General features: G+C 58.5%; 22 protein-coding genes. 7 read left to right on the top strand and 15 right to left on the bottom strand.

Annotated elements, in window-relative coordinates:
* Positions 1 to 8: 8 nt before the first annotated feature.
* Positions 9 to 1229 (bottom strand): imidazolonepropionase, encoded by a 1221-nt coding sequence (gene hutI, locus AVCG78_RS13700; RefSeq protein WP_071203315.1) that lies wholly within the window; start codon positions 1227 to 1229, stop codon positions 9 to 11.
* Between the two features lie 141 nt (positions 1230 to 1370).
* Here hutI and AVCG78_RS13695 point away from each other — a divergent pair, with 141 nt between their 5' ends.
* Positions 1371 to 2720 carry a formimidoylglutamate deiminase gene (locus AVCG78_RS13695; RefSeq protein ID WP_071203314.1) on the top strand — a complete coding sequence of 450 codons (1350 nt, stop codon included), beginning with the start codon at positions 1371 to 1373 and terminating at the stop codon, positions 2718 to 2720.
* 221 nt (positions 2721 to 2941) lie between these two features.
* Here AVCG78_RS13695 and AVCG78_RS13690 read toward each other — a convergent pair whose 3' ends face one another.
* From AVCG78_RS13690 to AVCG78_RS13645, 10 genes are all read right to left on the bottom strand, one after another.
* Positions 2942 to 4303 carry an LLM class flavin-dependent oxidoreductase gene (locus AVCG78_RS13690; protein ID WP_071203313.1) on the bottom strand — a complete coding sequence of 454 codons (1362 nt, stop codon included), beginning with the start codon at positions 4301 to 4303 and terminating at the stop codon, positions 2942 to 2944.
* A 20-nt stretch (positions 4304 to 4323) separates the two neighbouring features.
* A complete protein-coding gene (hutC, locus tag AVCG78_RS13685) occupies positions 4324 to 5073 on the bottom strand; it encodes a histidine utilization repressor (protein ID WP_071203312.1) in 750 nt (249 codons plus the stop codon).
* Positions 5070 to 5861, bottom strand: coding sequence for an amino acid ABC transporter ATP-binding protein (locus tag AVCG78_RS13680; RefSeq protein WP_071203311.1), 792 nt, complete (start codon positions 5859 to 5861; stop codon positions 5070 to 5072). The genes hutC and AVCG78_RS13680 overlap by 4 nt, the downstream gene beginning before the upstream one ends.
* Entirely contained in the window at positions 5858 to 6526 is a 669-nt protein-coding gene (locus tag AVCG78_RS13675) for an amino acid ABC transporter permease (protein WP_071203310.1), read from the bottom strand. Before AVCG78_RS13675 ends, AVCG78_RS13680 begins: the two co-directional genes overlap by 4 nt.
* On the bottom strand, positions 6523 to 7164 hold the full coding sequence (locus tag AVCG78_RS13670) for an amino acid ABC transporter permease (RefSeq protein ID WP_071203309.1): 642 nt from the start codon (positions 7162 to 7164) through the stop codon (positions 6523 to 6525). Before AVCG78_RS13670 ends, AVCG78_RS13675 begins: the two co-directional genes overlap by 4 nt.
* 285 nt (positions 7165 to 7449) lie before the next feature.
* Positions 7450 to 8277 carry a transporter substrate-binding domain-containing protein gene (locus tag AVCG78_RS13665; protein ID WP_071203308.1) on the bottom strand — a complete coding sequence of 276 codons (828 nt, stop codon included), beginning with the start codon at positions 8275 to 8277 and terminating at the stop codon, positions 7450 to 7452.
* A gap of 208 nt (positions 8278 to 8485) precedes the next feature.
* Positions 8486 to 9121, bottom strand: coding sequence for a nucleoside triphosphate hydrolase (locus AVCG78_RS13660; RefSeq protein ID WP_071203307.1), 636 nt, complete (start codon positions 9119 to 9121; stop codon positions 8486 to 8488).
* Entirely contained in the window at positions 9118 to 9900 is a 783-nt protein-coding gene (locus tag AVCG78_RS13655) for an ATP-binding cassette domain-containing protein (RefSeq protein WP_071584724.1), read from the bottom strand. The genes AVCG78_RS13660 and AVCG78_RS13655 overlap by 4 nt, the downstream gene beginning before the upstream one ends.
* Positions 9900 to 10982 (bottom strand): ABC transporter permease, encoded by a 1083-nt coding sequence (locus tag AVCG78_RS13650; RefSeq protein WP_070149098.1) that lies wholly within the window; start codon positions 10980 to 10982, stop codon positions 9900 to 9902. Before AVCG78_RS13650 ends, AVCG78_RS13655 begins: the two co-directional genes overlap by 1 nt.
* A 195-nt stretch (positions 10983 to 11177) precedes the next feature.
* Complete coding sequence (locus tag AVCG78_RS13645; protein ID WP_012654240.1) at positions 11178 to 12203, bottom strand: sugar ABC transporter substrate-binding protein; 1026 nt, start codon at positions 12201 to 12203, stop codon at positions 11178 to 11180.
* 349 nt (positions 12204 to 12552) lie between these two features.
* Here AVCG78_RS13645 and AVCG78_RS13640 point away from each other — a divergent pair, with 349 nt between their 5' ends.
* On the top strand, positions 12553 to 13782 hold the full coding sequence (locus tag AVCG78_RS13640) for an ROK family transcriptional regulator (protein ID WP_071203305.1): 1230 nt from the start codon (positions 12553 to 12555) through the stop codon (positions 13780 to 13782).
* The gene (locus AVCG78_RS13635; RefSeq protein ID WP_071203304.1) at positions 13783 to 14214 is read left to right on the top strand and encodes an RbsD/FucU family protein; all 432 of its coding nucleotides are present in this window, start codon (positions 13783 to 13785) and stop codon (positions 14212 to 14214) included.
* A gap of 116 nt (positions 14215 to 14330) precedes the next feature.
* On the opposite strand, the gene AVCG78_RS13630 is transcribed toward AVCG78_RS13635, so the two are convergent.
* Both AVCG78_RS13630 and AVCG78_RS13625 read right to left on the bottom strand, forming a co-directional pair.
* Positions 14331 to 15098: an SDR family NAD(P)-dependent oxidoreductase gene (locus AVCG78_RS13630; RefSeq protein WP_071203303.1), complete on the bottom strand. Its 768-nt coding sequence runs from the start codon at positions 15096 to 15098 to the stop codon at positions 14331 to 14333.
* A gap of 41 nt (positions 15099 to 15139) precedes the next feature.
* Positions 15140 to 15586, bottom strand: coding sequence for an Lrp/AsnC family transcriptional regulator (locus AVCG78_RS13625; protein ID WP_012654244.1), 447 nt, complete (start codon positions 15584 to 15586; stop codon positions 15140 to 15142).
* A gap of 123 nt (positions 15587 to 15709) precedes the next feature.
* On the opposite strand from AVCG78_RS13625, the gene rocF reads away from it, so the two are divergent.
* The 4 genes from rocF to AVCG78_RS13605 all read left to right on the top strand — a co-directional run bounded on the left by rocF (position 15710) and on the right by AVCG78_RS13605 (position 19202).
* Positions 15710 to 16642, top strand: a complete 933-nt coding sequence (gene rocF, locus AVCG78_RS13620) for an arginase (RefSeq protein WP_071203302.1) — start codon at positions 15710 to 15712, stop codon at positions 16640 to 16642.
* Between the two features lie 11 nt (positions 16643 to 16653).
* Positions 16654 to 17709, top strand: coding sequence for an ornithine cyclodeaminase (locus tag AVCG78_RS13615; protein WP_071203301.1), 1056 nt, complete (start codon positions 16654 to 16656; stop codon positions 17707 to 17709).
* An 86-nt stretch (positions 17710 to 17795) separates the two neighbouring features.
* Positions 17796 to 17954: a YqaE/Pmp3 family membrane protein gene (locus AVCG78_RS13610; RefSeq protein ID WP_012654247.1), complete on the top strand. Its 159-nt coding sequence runs from the start codon at positions 17796 to 17798 to the stop codon at positions 17952 to 17954.
* Between the two features lie 132 nt (positions 17955 to 18086).
* Positions 18087 to 19202 carry a glycoside hydrolase family 88/105 protein gene (locus AVCG78_RS13605; RefSeq protein WP_071203338.1) on the top strand — a complete coding sequence of 372 codons (1116 nt, stop codon included), beginning with the start codon at positions 18087 to 18089 and terminating at the stop codon, positions 19200 to 19202.
* A gap of 23 nt (positions 19203 to 19225) precedes the next feature.
* On the opposite strand, the gene AVCG78_RS13600 is transcribed toward AVCG78_RS13605, so the two are convergent.
* Positions 19226 to 20179, bottom strand: a complete 954-nt coding sequence (locus AVCG78_RS13600; RefSeq protein ID WP_071203300.1) for an energy transducer TonB — start codon at positions 20177 to 20179, stop codon at positions 19226 to 19228.
* Positions 20176 to 20643, bottom strand: a complete 468-nt coding sequence (gene exbD / locus AVCG78_RS13595) for a TonB system transport protein ExbD (RefSeq protein ID WP_012654250.1) — start codon at positions 20641 to 20643, stop codon at positions 20176 to 20178. Before exbD ends, AVCG78_RS13600 begins: the two co-directional genes overlap by 4 nt.
* Between the last annotated feature and the right edge of the window lies 1 nt (position 20644).

Genomic DNA, 20644 nt, shown 5'->3' with positions numbered 1-20644 from the left:
CCTTATTGTTATGTGTCTTGGCCGCGCCACACCCGCTGGTGCAGCGGGTTAAAGCCCATGCGGTAGACAAGCTCAGACAGTTCAGAAATATTCCAGATGGCCAGATCAGCCGATTTTCCGGCTTCCAGCGTGCCGATTTCATCCAGCCGACCCAATGCGCGGGCGGCTTCGCGGGTCACGCCAGCTATGCACTCCTCCACCGTCATGCCAAACAGGGTGGCCCCCATATTCATGGTCAGCAGCAGCGAGGTGAGTGGTGAGGTGCCGGGGTTGTTGTCGGTGGCCAGCGCCATTTTGGTGCCATGCTGGCGGAAGAGATCGACAGGCGGCTTTTTCGTCTCGCGGATAAAGTAAAAGGCACCCGGCAGCAGCACCGCCACGGTGCCGGCTTTGGCCATGGCATCCGCGCCCGCCGCATCGGTATATTCCAGATGATCGGCAGACAGCGCGCCATACTCCGCAGCAAGCGCTGCACCGGATAGATTGGAAAGCTGATCGGCATGCAGTTTCACAGGCAGGCCCAGGGCCTTGGCTGCATCAAACACTATGCGCATCTCATCGGGTGAAAAGGCAATGCCCTCGCAAAATCCATCCACGGCATCAACAAGCTGTTCTGCATGGGCCGTTTTCAGCCCGGGAAGTACCACCTCGCGGATAAAATCACCATTGCGGCCCTTGTACTCAGCAGGCGTTGCATGAGCACCGAGATAGGTGGTGGTGATGGAAACGGGGCGCGTATCGCTGAGTTTTTTTGCTGCCCGCAGCATTTTTAGCTCATCTTCCACCGTCAGCCCATAGCCGGATTTGACCTCAATGGTGGTGACGCCCTCGGCCAGAAGCGCATCCAGACGTGGCAGCGTTTCGCGCAGCAAATCCGCCTCACTCGCCGCCCGCACCTTGGATACGGATGAGACTATGCCACCGCCCGCCCGGGCGATTTCTTCGTAGCTGGCACCCGCTAGGCGCATTTTAAATTCATGGGCGCGGTTGCCTGCGTGCACCAGATGGGTGTGGCAATCCACCAGGCCGGGAGTGATCCAGCGGCCCTCGCAATCGGTAACATCGGCAGCGTTCAGCAGGCTAATTGGCAGTTCCGCCATTGGGCCAGCGTAGACAATCTTGCCACCGCGCACCATCAGCGCGGCATCTTCGATAATGCCGAGGCCTGATCGTTGCGGATTGAGCGTTGCCAACCGCGCATTGGTGAAAATGCGATCCCGATCTGTCATGCTGATCCCTTATTATTGCGGTTCAGGCTGCATTGCGCCTCACCGATTTTCCTATTATGTATATACTTAATGAGCTCATGCGCAAGACAGAAAATGCTCAAGACAGAAAAGGCGCAAGTCAGAAAATGAGAGGGGAAAGCCATGACGACACTCCACGCAAAACAGGCGCTATTGCCGGATGGCTGGGCCAAGGATGTGCGGCTGACGCTGAAAGGCCGCTCCATTTCCGCGATTGAGCAGGGTGTTGAGGCGCAAGCTGGCGATGAGCAGCATGAGATTTTGCTGCCCACAATGGCCAATTTGCACAGCCATGCCTTTCAGCGCGGCATGGCGGGTTTGGCGGAATTGCGCGGGCCAGACAATGATAGTTTCTGGAGCTGGCGCACGGTGATGTATCGCTTTGCGCTGACCATGAATCCAGAGCAAATGCAGGCCATTGCCGCCCAGCTTTATGTGGAAATGCTGGAGGCCGGATTTGGCCGGGTGGGCGAGTTTCACTATCTCCACCATGACCGTGATGGCAGCCCTTTTGCCAACCGCGCCGAGATGGCAGAGCGAATTGTTGCTGCGAGCATTGAGACCGGAATTGGCCTCACGCTCCTGCCCGTGTTTTATGCCCATTCCGGCTTTGGTGGTTTGGCCCCCAATGAGGGCCAGCGACGGTTTATCAATGATGTCGATGGTTTTGCGGAGCTGTTGGAGGGGGCAAAAAAGGCGGCTTCACACCTGCCCGGTAGCATCGCGGGCATTGCACCTCACAGTCTGCGGGCCGTGACACCGGAAGAATTAGAGGCCCTGCAACAGCTCTCATTCGATGGGCCAATCCATATTCATGTGGCCGAGCAAGTGAAGGAAGTGGAGGATTGCGTGGCGTGGTCTGGTCAGCGCCCGGTGCAATGGCTGTTGGACAATGCTGATCTCACCACTCGCTGGTGCCTGATCCATGCGACCCATATGACGGATGATGAGACGGTGCGGATGGCAAGAAGCGGTGCCATTGCCGGGCTTTGCCCGATCACCGAGGCCAATCTGGGTGATGGCACATTCAATGCTGACGTGTTCTTGGGGCAGGGCGGGCGCTTTGGCGTCGGCTCAGATTCCAACATTCTGATTGGCATTGCTGATGAGTTGCGCCAGCTGGAATATTCGCAACGTCTGGCTCATCGCGCCCGTAACGTGATGGCTTTGCCCGGTGGATCAACGGGCCGGTATCTGTTTGACGGCGCTGTGAATGGTGGGGCTGCGGCGTTGATGGCGCAGACTGGCTTGGCGGTGGGCAAGCCTGCCGATGTTGTCAGCCTCAAGCCGCACCATGATCTCGGTTTGAGCGGAGATCAGGTTTTGGACAGTTTTCTCTTTGCCAATGGTGCTTTGATGGATTGCGTCTGGGTGGGTGGCACCAAGCTGGTGGACGCCGGGCGGCATATTGCGCGGGAGCGGATTGCGGCGCGGTTTGCGGGGGTTATGCGGGAGTTGATGGCGGCGTTTTGAGAGGGGAGTGGTTGGTGTTGGCGCAAGGCACCCCCCTCTGGCTTGCCAGCCATCTCCCCCTCAAGGGGGGAGATCCGCAGAATTGTTGCCGTCCAATTCCTATTTTGATGTGTTATCACCACTCTCGATGTTGTTGTAAGGACGAGTGTTTAATGTCCTTCCGATCTCCCCCCTTGAGGGGGAGATGGTCGGCAGACCAGAGGGGGTAAGCTTGCTCAGGTCTATTTGGCGACCCCACCATTTCGCGCCGCCACATACCGATTGACCGGCATCGACAGCCCCAAATTCTCCCGCAACGTATTGCCCTCATACTCTTCCCGAAACAATCCGCGCCTGCGCAATTCTGGCAGCACCAGCCGCACAAAATCATTCAAGCTGGCGGGCAGGGTTGGCAGCATCAGAATAAAGCCGTCGGCGGCTCCGGCCTGGAACCATTCTTCCATAAAATCGGCGATCTCGGTGGGGGTGCCGGTAATGCCATTGCCGGTGCTTTTCTCGGCGTAGAAGCGGATCAGCTCGCCAACGGTGTGGCCTTCCATGATAAAATCGCGCAGCCATTCAAACATGGCTTTCGAGCCTTTTGGCTCGGCGGGCAGGCGCTCCAGCGGGAAAGGCTGATCGAGCGCCACGCCGGAAAGATCGGCCTCCAGAAATTCGCCCAGCATCCAGCGGCCGACATCGGGGTGCAGGTTATCGATCAGGAAATCGACCTTGGCTTGGGCTTCCGCTTTGGTTTCTCCAACGTTGACCACCAGCCCGGGCATCAGCTTTAAATCATTGGTAGAGCGGCCATATTTGGCCATGCGGCCTTTGATATTGTCGGCAAAAGCCTTGTTGCGCTCCAGATTTGAGGCAAGGCTGAAGACGATTTCGGCGGTGCGGGCCGCCAGTTCCATGCCCGCTTCCGAGCCACCGGCTTGCGCAATCACCGGGCGGCCTTGGGGGCTTGCTGCAATGTTGAGCGGGCCGCGCACCTGAAAATGCTTGCCCTTGTGGTTCAGCGTGTGCAGCTTTTCTTTGTCGTGGTAAAGCCCGTTGGCCTTGTCCAGCACCAGCGCATCTTGCTCAAAACTGTCCCACAGTCCAAAGACGACATCGACGAACTCCGAGCCGCGCTCGTAGCGTTCCGCATGGGGCGGCAGGCCCTCGAAGCCGTAATTATAGCCCGTCTCGTCGTGGTCGGAGGTGACAACATTCCAGCAGGCACGGCCACCGCTTAAATGATCGATGGAGGCAAAAATGCGGGCAATGTTATAAGGCTCGTAATAGCTGGTGGAGGCGGTGGCGACAAAGCCAAGCTTTTCCGTCAGCACGGACAGCGCCGAAATCAGCGACAGCGGCTCAAACCGGTTCATCTTGGTGGGTGAGCGCGCCAGCGCATCGGCATCGCCAATGGCGGCGGCGGGAGAATCGGCCAAAAACATGAAGTCGAATTTCGCCGCTTCGGAGATTTTTGCCACGTTCAGCAGGTGATCAATCTTGTTGGCACCCTGCACATCGGCATCCGGGTGCCGCCACGCTGCCGGGTTGAAACCGAAAGTATAGACGAAGGTTCCGAGTTTCAGCGTGTCGGTGCGGGCCATGGGGATCTCTTCTTTTCTGATCAGGTTGGAGTCATAATACGTTGGGATGGGGTAAAGCGGGCCGTGACGGCATGGCTGGCACCGGGATAGGTCAGGCGCACCTGGGTGACGGTTTCATCCAGCCGCCATGTTTGGCGCTCCACCACCAGAACCGGGGTGTTGGCGGCAATATCCAAGGTTTTGGCCGCTGCATCATTGGCAGCTTCGGCGGCAATGCGGTGCTCTGCGGCGTTCCATGGAATGTGCGTCAAAAGCCACGGACCGGGAGCCAGATCGGCAAAATCAGCATCCGCTGCCTGCGGCACCACGCCGAGGTTGATGATACGTTCTTCAAGGCAGAAAGGACTATCATCAGCATAATGCAGACAGGCGAGGGTCAGCAGCTTGCGGCGCGGTGCGAGAGAGAGGTTTTCGCACTCTGTCTTGGTCGGAGGGCGGATGGTTCGCGACAGAATGCGGTGATGGTAGGTCTTCTCTAACGAGATGACCTCATCACGGATGTCGTAAATTTCCAGAATGGCGCTTTGCGAGTTCTGCGGCATGACGATGCTGCCGGTCTTGCGCTTGCGCAGCACAAGGCCAGCGCGAGCAAGCTGGGTCAGCACCTTGTTGACGGTCATGCGTGAGCAGGCATATGTCTCGGCCAGCACTTGCTCGGACGGAATTTTATAGCCCGGCGGCCATCGACTTGAGAGAATATTGCTCTCAATGTCATCCAGAATACGCTGGTGCAGCGATTTGCTGCGTGTGTCTATCTCTTCAGTCATCATGCCAGCATCGACGCGCCGCGATCCAGATAGGTATCAAGGAATTGTTCCAATCGGGGATGGCGCGGCTTGGCAAAAACATCCGATGGCGCGCCGGTAAACAGCAATTTTCCCTGGTCGAGAAAGCTGATCTGCTGGCCAACCGTGGCGGCAAAGCCGATTTCGTGGGACACGACCACCATGGTCATGCCCTCGGCTGCCAGATCGCGCATCACGTTGAGCACTTCGCCGGTTAATTCCGGGTCGAGCGCCGAGGTTGGCTCATCAAACAGCATGATTTTCGGTTGCAAGGCAAGGGCGCGGGCAATGGCCACGCGCTGTTGCTGTCCGCCGGAGAGCTGCGACGGGTAGTGGCCTGCGCGGTTTTCCAGCCCTACCTTTTTCAGCTGCGCCATGGCGCGGTCTTCTGCCTCGCGTTTTGGCACTTTATGCACGGTCTTCAGGGCTTCGGAGACATTACCAAGCGCGGTCATATGCGGCCAGAGATTGAATTGCTGGAACACCATGCCGATTTTGGAACGCACGGCGCGGATTTGGGCGGCAGGCAAGCGTTCACGTTGACCATCGGGTTTTTCGAAATAGCCAAGCGCTTCGCCGCTGACGGTGATCATGCCTTCGCTGGCCTCTTCCAGAAAGGCCATGCAGCGTAATAGCGTGCTCTTGCCTGAGCCGGAGGGGCCAATCAGGCAGGAGACCTTACCTTCCGGGATTTCCAGGTTGATGTCATTTAACACGGTATTGGTGCCAAAGCGCTTGACGAGCTTGGAAACGGAAATAGCGGGAAGCGTCATGGCGCGGAAAACCTCAATCTGCTCAAACGGGATTCAGCCTTGCGGGCCGCCCAAGCGGTGGCCTCCACAATGACCCAGTAAATAACCGCCAGCACGAAAATCGCCTCCAGAAAGGCATATTGCGCAGAGCCAATGGCGCTGACGGTGGCGGTGAGTTCGGGAACGGTGATGATCGACAACACCGCCGACTCTTTCAGAAGAATGATCGCCAGATTGACGCAAGGGGGCAGCACAATCAGCGCCATTTCAGGCAGGAGAATGCGGCGGATGGTTTGCAGCCGTGTTAAGCCGAGGCATTCGGCTGCTTCCACATGGCCATGGGGAACAGAACCATAGCCTGCCCGGAAAATCTCGGAATAATAGGCGGCGGAATAGATGGTGAGGCCAATCAACCCGCAAGGGATAGGGTCCAGCGACAGGCCAACATAGGGGCCGCCGTAATAGACCAGAAAAATCTGGATAAGAAACGGCGTGCCGCGTAACACTTCCACCACCAATCCCAGTGGAATATCCAGAAACCTGCCGCCGTAGCGCCGTCCTGTCGCGACGAGAAAGCCAACGACAATGCCCAGCACCATGCCGACCACCCAGATCCACAGGGTGGTGGTGGCACCGCTGAAAATTTCCGGCAGATGATCGAGAATGACTTTCGGATCAAAGATCATTTGACCGCTCCCGGCAGGCTACGCTCGGTGATGCGGGCGATCATCGCCACGCTCCAGCAGATGATTAGATAAATCAGCGCTGCCGATGAAAACAGCTCAATGGGCAGATAGGTGGAGGCGGCCAGATCCTGTGCCATGCGGGTCAGCTCGACAATGCCGACGACCGAGACCAGCGAAGAGGATTTGAGGATCATGATCGCCTCATTGACCAAAGCCGGAAAGGTGAGTCGCAACGCAATGGGCAGTTTGATGCGTAAAAACGTCTGGCGGCCTGAAAAGCCTGCCATATCGGCAGCTTCCACCAAGCCTTTGGGGACACTTTCAAAGCCCCCACGCAGGTTTTCGGCCTGATAAGCTGCTGTGCAAAGCGAAAGGCCAATGATGGCGGCCACCACGCTTGGCACATTGATGCCTATAAAAGGCAGGAGATTGTAAATCAGCAGCAATTGCACCAGCAATGGCACGCCGCGAAAGAAGCTGATGAACAGCTTGGTTGGCATTGTATAGAGTCGTTTGCCGGAGAGCATGGCGCCAGACAGGGCAATGGCAATCAAAAAGCCGATGGCAATCGAAATCACGCTGATGCCCAGCGTCCATCCGGCAGCCTTGACCAGCAAAAAGAAGAGTTTGAATGACATGGCACCCCAGTCTCCGCTGTTGCGGACCACAATAAACGACAGCGTGCGGGATACCCCCCTCTGTCCTGCCGGACATCTCCCCCTCAAGGGGGGAGATCAGATAGATCACCACGACTTGCTTAAACTGACGCAACCGCAAAATGCCGTTCTGGCTGATTGACTGGGCGCTTCGGGCGAGTCGATCTCCCCCCTTGAGGGGGAGATGCCTGGCAAGGCAGAGGGGGGCAGGCGGCAGATCAAGCGATCATCTGTCGTTCCAGAGGCAGAACCTTAGGATAGCTCACCTCAAAACGCCGGGTCTTTTACGCTATCAGGCGTATCAAACTTGGTGCCAAACCACTTTTCCTGCAATTTCGCCATGCGGCCATCGCCCTTCATCTTGATGATGGCGGCATCGACGGCGTCGATCAGGCTGGCGTGGTCAGCATCCTTGGTGCCAACAAAGCTGAAATAGCTCTTTTTGCCAAAGGGTGGCACCACCACTTCAAAGGCTCCATTGCGCTGCTTGGCCACAAAAGCAATGTTGGGCAGCGAATTGGCAACGGCCACCACGCGGCCTGCGGCCATATCGGCATAGGCATCGTTGAAGGAGACATATTCACGTACATCAATTTTCTTCGGCAGGGTTGCGGAAAGCTCCTGCAACTGCGCCAGCTGGGCTGTGGCCTTGCCGACGCCAACAGATTTACCCGCCAGATCCTCAGGCTTGGTAATAGTCTTGTCGCCAGCCTTTTTCAGAATCGCAACCGTGGCTTCGGCAATGGGCGCGGTGAAGCGGTAGCGCTCCATGCGGGCTTTGGTGACGGTGGCGGGGCCTGCAACAATATCGAACTTGCCTGCTTCAAGGCCGGGCAAAACGCCGTCCCACGGCAGGGCAATCCACTCAACCTTCACGCCCAGTTCCTTGCCGATTTCCGCAAAGAGATCAACGTTGAGGCCGACGTGGTCGCCACCATCAATAAAATCGAACGGCGCAAAGGCGGTTTCCGTTCCGACCTTCAACGTGCCTGCGGCCTTGATTTTCGTCAGCGCATCCTCGGCATGGGCCGAAAGGCTCGCGCCAAACAACAGGGCAGCACCAAGCGCCGCCTTCAACAACAGTCTTTTCTGCATCGCGATTTCTCCAGTTGCCCGCAACCGGCGATCTCTCGTACCGGTGCAATTCCCCTCAGCCGTTTCTCGGCTATTTGACTATACAAATAGAGCGGGGAAGGGGGCAGCTGTCAATGCTATTGTGCGGAAAATAAGCGTGCTTATTTTCTAAGCAGATCTTTGGCTGGAGTCGAGGCGAATCCGCCCCTTTTTCCAGGAAAATGCTATTTCACGCGATGGCGACGATATCGACGCTGATATCGGCGGGCCGGGAGGCTTCGATCACCAATCGCCCGTTGGGCAAGTCGTTGCCGTTCAATTTCCAGGCGATTGCGGCCTCGTCCAGTCCGTAATGAACCCAACGGTCCCGCAGACGCTGTTCCAGCACCTCCAGTGGGGGGCCAACGAACACAGTCAGGTCGAAGCAGCTTTGCAGACGGGTCCAAGGCGCGCGATCCAGAAGCAGGTAATTGCCCTCGACCAGAATGAAGCGGGTGTCAGGCGAAATTGACCGGGCCGAAGCAATCGCCAATTCGCGGTCGCGGTCGAAGACCGGTACGAGAACCTCCTCATCGCCGGCCTTCACCGCAGTGACGATGTCGAGAAAGCCACGCACGTCGAAGGTTTCCGGGGCGCCTTTGCGCTTCAGCAGGCCGCGCTGTTCCAGAATGCCATTGTCCATATGAAATCCGTCCATCGGCAGGATTTCCGCAGTTTCGCCCCGCGCAATCAGCGCCTCGCGCAAGGCTTCGGACAGGGTTGACTTACCGGCCCCTGGCGGCCCGGCAATGGCGATCATGAAACGGCTGGCCCCTTGGGCCAGCCGCGTGATTTCCTCAAGAAGGGAGGAAATAGATGTTGTCATGCTGCAATCGCTTCTGCTGGTGCTTCTTTTGCACCCGTCATGAAGGCCACGGCATCCGACATGGTGTAATCCTTCGGATTGATCACGCACAAGCGCTTGCCAAGCCGATGAATATGGATGCGGTCGGCCACTTCAAACACATGCGGCATGTTGTGTGAGATCAGCACGATCGGCATGCCGCGCGAGCGCACGTCCTGGATCAGTTCCAGCACGCGGCGGCTTTCCTTGACACCCAAGGCAGCGGTTGGTTCGTCGAGGATAACCACCTTGGAACCGAAGGCTGCGGCACGGGCCACAGCCACACCCTGACGCTGACCGCCCGACAGGGTTTCCACTGCTTGATTGATATTCTGGATGGTCATCAGACCAAGCTCGGACAACTTTTCACGGGCAAATTTGTCCATGGCAGGCTTGTCCAGCGCCCGGAACACGCTGCCCATGATGCCGGGTTTGCGCATTTCGCGGCCTAGGAACATATTGTCGGCAATGGAGAGTGCCGGAGACAGGGCAAGGTTCTGATACACCGTTTCGATACCGGCCTTGCGGGCATCAATCGGCGAACGGAAATTGATGGTCTTGCCTTCAAGCTTGATCTCGCCTTCATCCGGCGTCACCGCGCCGGAAATAGCCTTGATCAATGAGGATTTACCAGCGCCGTTATCGCCGATGACTGCAAGGATTTCACCCGGATAGAGATCAAAATCGGCGTTGTCGAGGGCAGTGACGCGGCCATAACGCTTGACGAGACCACGGGCGGTGAGAATGGGTTCTTGTGCCATTAGCCAGCTACCTTTCTGATCCATTGGTCAATTGCAACGGCGGCAATGATCAGCACGCCGATCAGCATATAGGTCCATTGCGGGTCGGTGCCGGCCATGCGCAGGCCAAGCTGGAACACGCCGACGATCAACGCGCCAAACAGCATGCCCATGATGGAGCCGCGGCCACCAAACAGCGACATGCCGCCAATCACTACGGCCGTGATGGATTCGATATTGGCAAACTGGCCAGCCGTTGGCGATACCGAACCGATACGGCCAATCATCGCCCAACCACCCAGCGCACAGATCAGGCCGGCAAGGGTGTAGACGGAAATCAGCATGCGCTTGACATTGACGCCAGACAATTCCGCTGCATCGGGATCGTCGCCGACAGCGTAGAGATGGCGGCCCCAGGCGGTGTTGTTCAAGACATACCAGAGGACCGCAACCAGAAGGGCGAGTGCGATCACACCATAGGTCAGGACGGCGCCGCCCAACTTAAAGCTTTGGCCAAAATATTGCAGGATGGGCGCATTGGTGCCCAGGTCTTGCGAGCGGATTGTCTCGTTGCCGGAATACAGGAAATTGGCTGCCAGCACGATCTGCCACATGCCGAGTGTGACAATGAAGGGGGGCAGCTTGACGCGGGCCACCAGCACGCCATTGATGAAGCCGCAAATGCCGCCGACGGCAAAGCCGCACAGCACGGCAAGCGGGCCAGGCACGCCATAGTGAACGGCAAATTGCCCCATGACGACAGAAGACAGGACCATGATGGCCCCCACCGAAAGGTCAATCCCGGCGGTGAGGATAATCAGGGTCTGGGCTGCGCCGATGATGCCGGTAATGGCAACCTGCTGCAAAATCAGCGTCAGGGCAAAGGGTGAAAAGAATTTGCCACCCAGAATGACGCCGAACGCGATCAGTGACAGAATCAGCACGATCAGTGGCACGGCAGCCGGGCTGGAATGCAGGAAGTGCTGAAACTTTTGCAATGGCGTCTTGTCGTTGGTATCGAACTGCGCGACCGCAGTGGCACTGCCCGACAGCACATTCTCGTATTCAAGATGAGGTTTGGTGGCGGCTTTTGGCTCGCTCATCGGCTTTCCTCCCGTGGACCTCTTCTGAGGCTTGAGGGCCGGGCTGGACCGTGACACCAATTGCCGACGGCCGCCTGCGGCATTGTAGAATTTATGTATTCAACCCAGAAATCTGTCTATTACTCTTGGTTGCGTATCGCGCTTACCAGAAAGGCGGCCTGAGCCGCCCTTCCGTTGCAATATTTCAAGAGCGTATCAGCCCCAGCACTTCTTCAGGCCTTCGGCGACGTCGATTGACGGTACGCCCTTGGCAGCCTTGTCGGTGACGAGCGAAACGCCCGTATCAAAGAAGTCCTTGCCAGCGGTTGGCTTTGGCTTTTCGCCAGAGTCAGCAAACTTCTTGATGGCTTCGATGCCGAGAGCCGCCATCATCAGCGGATACTGCTGCGATGTCGCACCAATCACGCCTTCCTTGACGTTTTTCACGCCAGGGCAGCCGCCGTCAACCGATACGATCAGCACGTCCTTCTGCTTGCCAACAGCCTTGAGGGCTTCATAGGCACCAGCAGCGGCTGGTTCGTTGATCGTGTGAACAACGTTGATGTTCGGGTTTTTCTGCAGAAGGTTTTCCATGGCCGTACGGCCACCTTCTTCGTTGCCGTTGGTGATGTCGTGGCCGACGATGCGCGGGTCGGTTTCGTCACCAATCTTGTTCGGGTCCTTCGGATCAATGCCGAAGCCGATCATGAAGCCCTGGTCGCGCATAACGTCAACCGATGGCTGGGCAGGGGTAAGGTCGAGGAAGGCAACCTTGGCATCCTTGGCCTTGTCGCCCAAGGTGGCGGCAGCCCACTGGCCAATCAGCTTGCCAGCAAGAAGGTTGTCGGTCGCAAATGTCGCGTCAGCGGCATTGACCGGATCAAGCGGCGTATCGAGTGCGATCACCAGAAGACCAGCGTCGCGGGCTTCCTTGACGGCAGGCACGATGCCCTTGGTGTCGGAGGCGGTGATCAGGATACCTTTGGCACCATCGGCAATGCAGGTTTCAATGGCTGCAACCTGGCTTTCGCTATCGCCGTCGATCTTGCCGGCATAGGACTTCAGCGTAACGCCCAGTTCCTTGGCCTTGGCGGAAGCGCCTTCCTTCATCTTGACGAAGAATGGATTGGTATCGGTTTTGGTGATCAGGCAGGCTGAAACGTCAGCAGCCTGTGCGCCTGTCGAAAAGACAACGCCGAGAGCCAGGGCGCCAAGCGTGGCGCCGATCAAATTGGTCTTCATATGGATCCTCCCAAGGACAAAGATAAACGCACCCTCTCAAGGGGCCGTTCGGTTCGCATAGTCCATCACCTCTCCCGTGTTGGCCCCCATGCTTCCTGCCTCAAGAAAACACTATTCCAAATGCCTGTCAATAAATAAATCGAGTTGAATTATTAATCCACTGTGGCATGCTTGGCGCGGTCGTGGCAGGGCGGGAGGAGCCTGTGCCAGGCTGATACGGAGCAGGATGCTCAGCAGAATTGGTTGCCGGGCCAGGATGGCGAAATGCTAATCCGGCAGAGCTCGGGGCCTTGAAATTCTTGTCGCACGCGGCTCTCTGGCCGGGTTGGGCGGGATGGGAGGATGATCGATGACAGAGGGAATGAATGCGGGTCTGGCCATGCCGCCCGCTGCCCTCGAGACGAGTGGCGGCGCCAATCAGGTCGGCGTGCGCGCCTATAACGAGCGGCTGGTCATGTCGCTGGTGCGCCGGCATGGCAGCCTGTCCAAGGCGGAAATTGCCCGGCGCAGCGGTCTCTCGGCCCAGACGGTGACCGTGATCATGCGGGTGCTGGAGCGCGAAAAGCTGCTGGTGCGCGGTGAGCCGGTGCGTGGACGCGTCGGCCAGCCTTCGGTGCCAATGCGGCTCAATCCGGATGCGGTCTATTCGTTCGGGGTCAAGATCGGGAGACGCAGTGCCAACCTGGTGCTGATGGATTTCGTCGGCACGATCCGCCATGAGGTGCGTCGCACCTATCCTTATCCGATGCCCGGCCTCCTGCTGGATTTCATCGTCGGCGGCATTTCCGATATCGAGGGCAGGCTTTCCGTAGCTGAGCGGGCCCGAATTGCCGGTGTGGGCATCGCAGCGCCGTTCGAACTGTGGAGTTGGGCGGAGGAGACCGGCGCGCCATCAGAGGAAATGGATGTCTGGCGCGATACCGACCTGCAAGCCGATGTCGCGGCCCGGATTGGTTATCCGGTCTTCATCCAGAACGATGCGACCAGCGCCTGCGCCGCCGAACTGGTGTTCGGGGTTGGGCCACACTATCCGGATTTCGTCTATTTTTTCCTCGGCTCCTTCGTGGGCGGCGGCATCGTGTTGAATTCCTCGCTGTTTTCCGGACGCACCGGCACAGCTGGCGCGGTTGGGCCGCTGCCTGTGCAAAGGCGCGATGGCAAAACCGTCCAGCTTTTGAAGATCGCGTCGATTTTCGTGTTGGAAAACCTGCTGCGTGACTATGGACAGGATAGCCAGTCCCTGTGGTATTCGCCGAGCGACTGGGTGGACTATGGCGAACCGCTGGAGATCTGGATCCGCGATACCGCCGCAGCGCTGGCCCAGGCGATTGTGGCGGCGGCCTCGATCATCGACTTTTCCGCCGCCGTCATCGATGGCGGTTTTCCGCAATGGGTACGCCAGCGTTTGGTCGTCGCCATCCAGGAAGCGGCGCGTGATCTCGACCTCCAGGGTGTATTGATGCCCGAGATCGTCGAAGGCGCCGTCGGCCACCAGGCCCGGTCGGTGGGCGGTGCCAGCCTGCCGCTGTTTTCCCGTTATCTTTTGGATCAGAATGTGTTGTTCAAGGAGTTACTGTAAATGCTGAAGGGTCTCAACCCCATCCTCAATCCCGAATTGCTGGCCACCCTGCGGGCCATGGGGCATGGTGATGAAATCGCCATTGTCGATGGCAATTATCCTGGTCTCGAACATGCAAAGCGGCTGGTGCGGCTGGATGGTCTCGGCCTTATTCCCGTGCTGGATGCCATTCTCTCGGTTCTGCCGATCGATGATTTCGTGCCGGAAGCGATTTTCCGCTCCACCGTCGGCAAGGATCGTGATGCACTTGACCCGGTCCATACGGAAATCATCGCCTGCTGCGCTGCCCATGAGCCAAAACAGCCGGTCGTCCCGCTGCTGGGGCCGGATTTCTATCCGCGCGTCAAGGCGGCGCATACAGTTGTGCAAACTGGCGAACCCCGCCTTTATGCCAATGTCATTCTTAAGAAAGGCGTGATATATCCGAAATAACCCCTGATTGCAGCAGTCGCATTGGCGGACCTGCGGCTGCAAAGGGCGAAAGGCCCTGGATGGGGTTTTGAGCCAGAAGAGGCCGTGCGGGGGTTCCTGCACGGCCTTTTCCATGCTCAGATCGCCGTAAAGCCGTTATCCACGAACAGATGGGCGCCATTGACGAAGCGGGATTCGTCGCTGGCGAGGTAAAGGGCAGCGCGGGCCACGTCTTCCGGTTCGCCGATCCGGCCCTGCTGGGCGATGATGGCGGCATCCGAGACATCGACTCCCAGCGCTTGCAGGTCGGTCAATTCCCGAAGTCCATGCGGCGTGCGGATAAAGCCGGGGCAGACGGCGTTGCAGCGAATGTTCCGGTCGCGGAATTCCACGCCGATGGCGCGGGCAAACATATGGACCGCGCCCTTGGTGGTGTCATAGAGCACTTCCATCGGCGTCGCTGCTACGGCTGATATCGAGGAGGTGCAGACGATGGAGCCGCCGCCTGCGGCAATCATGCCGGGCAGAACGGCTCGGGTCATCAGAAACATCGAGCGGACATTGACGGCGTGCAGCCAATCCCATTCCTTCAGCGTGGTTTCCAGGAATGGCTTGATGACGATGGTGCCGGCGTGATTGAACAACACGGTGACAGCCCCGAACCGGTCCTCGACACCCTTGACGGCGGCCTGAACGGCGCCTTCCTCCGAGACATCGGCCACCCAGAAATCGGCTATGCCGCCAGAATCACGAATATCCTTGACCGTCTGTTCGGCCTCCGCGCCATTGCGGTCGATGATGGCGACCGCAGCGCCTTCCGCTGCAAACAGCCGCGAGGCCGCCCCGCCCATGCCGGTCGCACCACCGGAAATGATGGCGATTTTTCCCTTCAGTCTGTCTGTCATGGGTTTCCGTCCTTGTTGCGCTGCGGATGATGTTGGTGCGCTCACGGCTTCGACAGCCTTGCCCGGGTTGAGCGCGGCGTCGAAAGAATGAGGCTGGTTTCGCTATTGGTAATGCCGGGAACCAGTCGCACCCGTCGCAAGACACTGTCGAAATCCGTCAGGGTTGCCGCGCCAAGTTCAACGATCAGGTCCCAGCGCCCATTGGTGGAGTGCACAGCGGAAATCTCGGGAAAACCGCTCAGAGCCCGGATCACCTTGTCAGTGACATGGCCCTGGATTTCGATCATCATGATGCCGCGCACACCGAGATCGACCGTATCGGCCCGCAGGATCACGGTATAGCCAAGAATGGTACCCTCACGCTCCAGCCGTTCCAGCCGCGCCCGCACCGTTGCGCGCGACGCGCCGGTTTCCAGCGCCAGATCGGAAATGCTGCGCCGGCCGTTATGGCGCAGAAGCGTGACCAGCCGTTCATCGAGATCGTCCACTCTCTTCTCACTTTGAGCAATAAAACTGCCATAACGATAAGCCATATGGAGATTATTGCCAATCTATATCGTTCAAATCGCCAGTTTCAAATGGTTGACTATCGACAACAATAGGAGAGACGCATGGAGTGCAGATTGATCGGAGTTCCCTTGCAGATCGGGGCGGGCCGTTTGGGCTGTGAAATGGGACCGAGCGCGCTGCGTATTGCCGGGCTCGGCCCGATGCTGGAAGAGCTCGGCCATCGCGTCACCGATCTCGGCAATATCGCGCCTGCCGCCTTCAAGTCCCTTAGTCATCCCAATCCGGCTGTGCATCACCTGCCGGAAACCGTTGCCTGGATCGAGACCTTGTCCGAGGCCGCTTACCGCGAAAGTGCGGATGCCATGCCGATTTTTCTGGGTGGTGACCACGCGCTTTCGGCTGGCACGGTACCGGGGCTGGCGCGCCGGGCGGCGGAACAAGGCCGACCGCTTTTTGTGCTCTGGCTGGATGCCCATACCGATTTCCATACGCTGGAAACCACGGAAAGCGGCAATCTGCATGGTACGCCGGTCGCTTATTTCACCGGCCAGCCCGGATTTGCGGGCTATTTTCCGGATCTGGTCGAAGCGGTCGATCCGGCTCATGTGGCAATGATCGGCATTCGCAGTGTCGATCCGGCGGAACGAGCGGCTTTGCGCCGGACCGGCATCACCGTGCATGACATGCGGATGATCGACGAGCATGGCGTTGCCGTGCTGCTGCGGGCTTTTCTGGATAAGGTTCGGGCCGCGAATGGCTTGCTGCATGTCAGTTTCGATGTGGATTTTCTCGATCCGATGATTGCGCCCGCCGTTGGCACCACGGTGCCTGGTGGCGCGACGTTCCGCGAGGCGCATCTGGTGATGGAAATGCTGCATGACAGCGGCCTGGTCTCCAGCCTGGATCTGGTGGAACTCAACCCGTTCCTGGACGAGCGGGGCCGCACCGCCATTCTGATGGCCGATCTGACGGCGAGCCTGATGGGACGGCAGGTCATGGACCGCCCCACACGCGACTACGCCGGGAGTGTTTGATGAGTGCCCCTATGAGTGCCATTGCCAATCTGAATATCGTCCCCTTCGTCAGCGTCGATCATATGATGAAACTGGTGCTGCGGATCGGGGTCGAGACCTTCCTGACTGAACTCGCCGCGGTGATCGAGGAGGATTTTCGCCGCTGGGAGATCTTCGACAAGACGCCGCGCATCGCCTCCCATTCCAGCGATGGGGTGATCGAGTTGATGCCGACCAGCGACGGCACGCTCTACGGCTTCAAATATGTCAACGGCCATCCAAAGAACATGCGGCAGGGCCGCCAGACGGTGACGGCCTTCGGCGTGTTGTCGGATGTCGGCAATGGCTATCCGATGCTGCTGTCGGAAATGACTATTCTGACGGCGTTGCGCACGGCGGCAACCTCGGCTGTGGCGGCCAAATACCTCGCCCGGCCCGATGCCCGCTGCATGGCGGTGATCGGCAATGGCGCGCAAGCCGAGTTTCAGGCGCTGGCCTTTAAGGCGATCTGTGGCATCACGCATCTTCGGCTCTATGATATCGATCGCAGCGCCAGCGACAAATGCCTACGCAACCTTGAGGGAAGCGGATTGGCGATAACGCTGTGCCATTCCTCGCAGGAGGCGGTCGAGGGCGCGGATATCATCACCACCGTCACCGCCGACAAGCAATGCGCCACCATTCTCACCGACAACATGGTCGGCCCCGGTGTTCATATCAACGCCGTGGGTGGGGATTGCCCCGGCAAAACCGAATTGCACCGCGATATCCTCCATCGCGCCGATATTTTCGTCGAATATCCTCCTCAGACCCGGATCGAGGGGGAGATCCAGCAAATGGCTCCCGATCATCCCGTCACAGAACTGTGGCAGGTCATGACCGGCACGGCCAAGGGACGTAGCGATTCGCGCCAGATCACCTTGTTCGATTCGGTCGGCTTTGCCATCGAGGATTTTTCGGCCCTGCGCTATGTGCGCAGCAAGCTGGCCGAAACAGGGCTTTTCACTGAGCTGGACCTGCTGGCCGACCCCGATGAGCCCCGCGATCTCTATGGCATGGTGCTGCGCAGCAAGATTTCCGTCGGTTGATGACTAAAATTTCATGATTGTCGGTATGGATCATTTTGCTTCGATCCCCATTTCTGCATGGAGTCAAGTTTTACAAAGGATCTATCATGGACGTCGTGCGCATTCTGTTTGCCATTCTCTTGCCCCCGGTTGGCGTTTTTCTTCAGGTCGGTATCGGTCTGCAATTCTGGCTGAATATTCTTCTGACATTGTGCGGCTATATCCCGGGTATCATCCATGCGATCTGGGTGATTCTGCGCAGGTAGCATCCTGAAGTGACGCATTGACGGTTACCGGCTGGCGACATGGCGATTGACAATGGGGCCAAGCCGGATGACCTTGGCGCCCGTGGCAACGGTTGGAGGACCGAAGCCTGTATCGCTTGGGAGGCCTGCCGTATGACTGTCGATCTGGTCGAGTATTTCGACGCCTATGCCCGTGATTATCAGCCTTATAAGGGTGGCAGTTGGTGCTATGAGGACGGTTGTCTCTATGCTGGGCTGATCGCCCTACATGAGGCGACCGGTGATACCAGATGGTCGGCGCATCTGAAGCGGCTGGTCGATGACCAGCTGGATGATCAGGGCCAGATGCGTGATTACGTGCTGACCGAGTATAATATCGACAATATCCTGCCGGGCCGGGCGCTGATTTTCCTGCTGAAAACGACCGGTGACAATCGTTACCAGGTTGCGGCAGACCGGCTTGCCCGGCAATTGCAAAGCCATCCGCGTCTTGGCGCCGGACCTTATTGGCACAAGCTGCGCTATCCCCATCAAGTCTGGTTGGATGGGCTCTATATGGGCCTCGCCTTCAAGGCCGAATACGGAAAGTTGGCTGGCGAGGAGTCTATGGTCCGCGATGCGCTCGAGGAATTGCTGGTGACGCTCGAGCTAACCTCGGATGGTGTGAGCGGGCTTTATCGCCACGGCTACGACGAGGAACGGCTGCAAGCCTGGGCCGATCCGCAAACCGGCCTGTCGCCCGCCCATTGGGCACGGGCGATCGGCTGGCTGGCGATGGCCATGGTCGATCTCTATGGCCTGGTGCCAGAGGGAGCGGATAAGTCGATGCTGGCCGAAAAGCTTGGTGAACTTCTCACCCGGCTTTCACACTTGCGCACCGGGGATGGCCGCTGGTTGCAGGTTATCGATCAACCCGATCTTACCGGCAATTATCCTGAAAGCTCCGCGACGGCGATGTTCGCCTATGCCTCTCTGAAGGCAGCCCGGCTCGGGATCGCGGCGGCAAAGGTGGAGATTGGCGCGGAGGCATTGGAGAGCCTTCGCCGTCATGCGCTTGGTCCCAACGTCTCTGGCCGGATGGTAATGAAGCAGATTTGCTGTGTGGCCGGACTGGGCGGGTTTGGCGGCGTCTACCGGGATGGAACGCCTGCCTATTACCTGTCCGAAGCGTTGAACGACGACGATATCAAGGGTGTAGGCCCATTGATGATGGCTGAAGCGGAGCGTCTGCGCTGCGCGACACACTCCGCATCTCCCGCACTGGTCTGACGGGAGCTGCCTTTTTCCGGTTGTTATTTGAGATTGAAGCGGAACGGCACCGTAATCGTCTTGCTGACACCTGGCGGAGGTGCTGGCACCGGCGACGAACGTTTTATGGCATCGACCGTTGCCTGATCCAGATTCGGAAACCCTGAAGAACGGGAAATCGACACCGAGAGAACATTGCCGCTGTCATCGATCTGGAAGCGGGCATAGGCCGTGCCTTCCTCCTTGTTGGCGCGGGCTTCGCTTGGATAGCGCTTGCGTCGCTCAAGATAGGCCGCCAACCGTGCCTGCCATTTTTGCGGGCTGACGCTCGATGAAAACAGGCCAGAACTGGTGGTGGAGGCCGCCGTCCTGTCCGATTGCGTCACCTCTGCCTTGGCCTCGCGCTGGGCTTTCTGGGCCTGCGGTTGCGGGGCGGCTTTCGGTTGCTTCTTTTTAACCGGCGTCGTGTCTGCGGTCTCCACCGGCTTTTGCACTGGGCGAGTTACGGGCAGCGGGACTTCCACATTTTCCAGTTCCTTCGTTACCTGTTCCTCGACCGTCGGTTCTTCCACCGGTTTTGGCTCGGGTTCCGGTGGTGGTTCGGGCTGTACTTGCGCGATGTCGGGTGGCGGGGGTGGCGTTTCCACGACTTTTTCAGGTGGTGTCGGTTCCGGGGGCTGCACCTCGGGCGGCTGTGGAACGGGTGGCGGTTCGACCGGCTGTGGTGGCTTCTCCACCGCTTCTGATTTTACCTCTTCGGCATCCTGTTGATCGGGCGTGAGCTGGTTTTCTTCGACCTTGGTAGCGACCGGCTCGGGAGCCAGTTCGATCATGATGGCAGCAGGCGGAGCACCGTCGGCCAACGGTTCTTCCGGCTGTTGCAGCATCAGCACCACGGCACCGGCATGGGCGGCAAACACCAGGGTTCCGGCTGTACACCAGAGCAGCCAATCGAGGGCGGAACTGCGCCGCCCTGTCGGGTCCGCGTGTCTGCTCATTGGCCGTTGGTATCCTCTGCGGGCGGCGTAATGCTGGTCGCCTGCGGCAATGTTTCCACCCCAACCAGGGCGATCTTCAGATAGCCTGCGTCGCGCAACAGGTTCATCACCGTCATGAATTCGCCGTAGCCGACATTCTTATCGGCGCGCAGGAAAATCCGCGTGTCTTTATTGCCCTTGGAGACCTGTTCCAGCACGGTCGGCAGCCTGTCGCGGCTGACTGTGTCATTGCCAAGCGCCAGGCTGAGATCCTGTTTCAGGGTGAGATAGACCGGTTCGTCCGGTCGTTTGGCCGGTGCGGCGCTGGAGGCGGGGAGATCGACATTGACATCGACCGTCGCCAGCGGCGCCGCCACCATGAAAATGATCAGCAGAACCAGCATGACATCGATGAAGGGCGTGACATTGATCTCGTGGTTTTCAACCAGATCGTCGCTCGAATTTTCGCGGATACCTCCAGCCATC

This window comes from Gillisella vitis, assembly GCF_021559775.1.
GTDB lineage: Bacteria > Pseudomonadota > Alphaproteobacteria > Rhizobiales > Rhizobiaceae > Allorhizobium > Allorhizobium ampelinum.
Note: the sequence above shows the minus strand (reverse complement) of the source record. Positions and strands in the feature narration are given on the sequence as shown.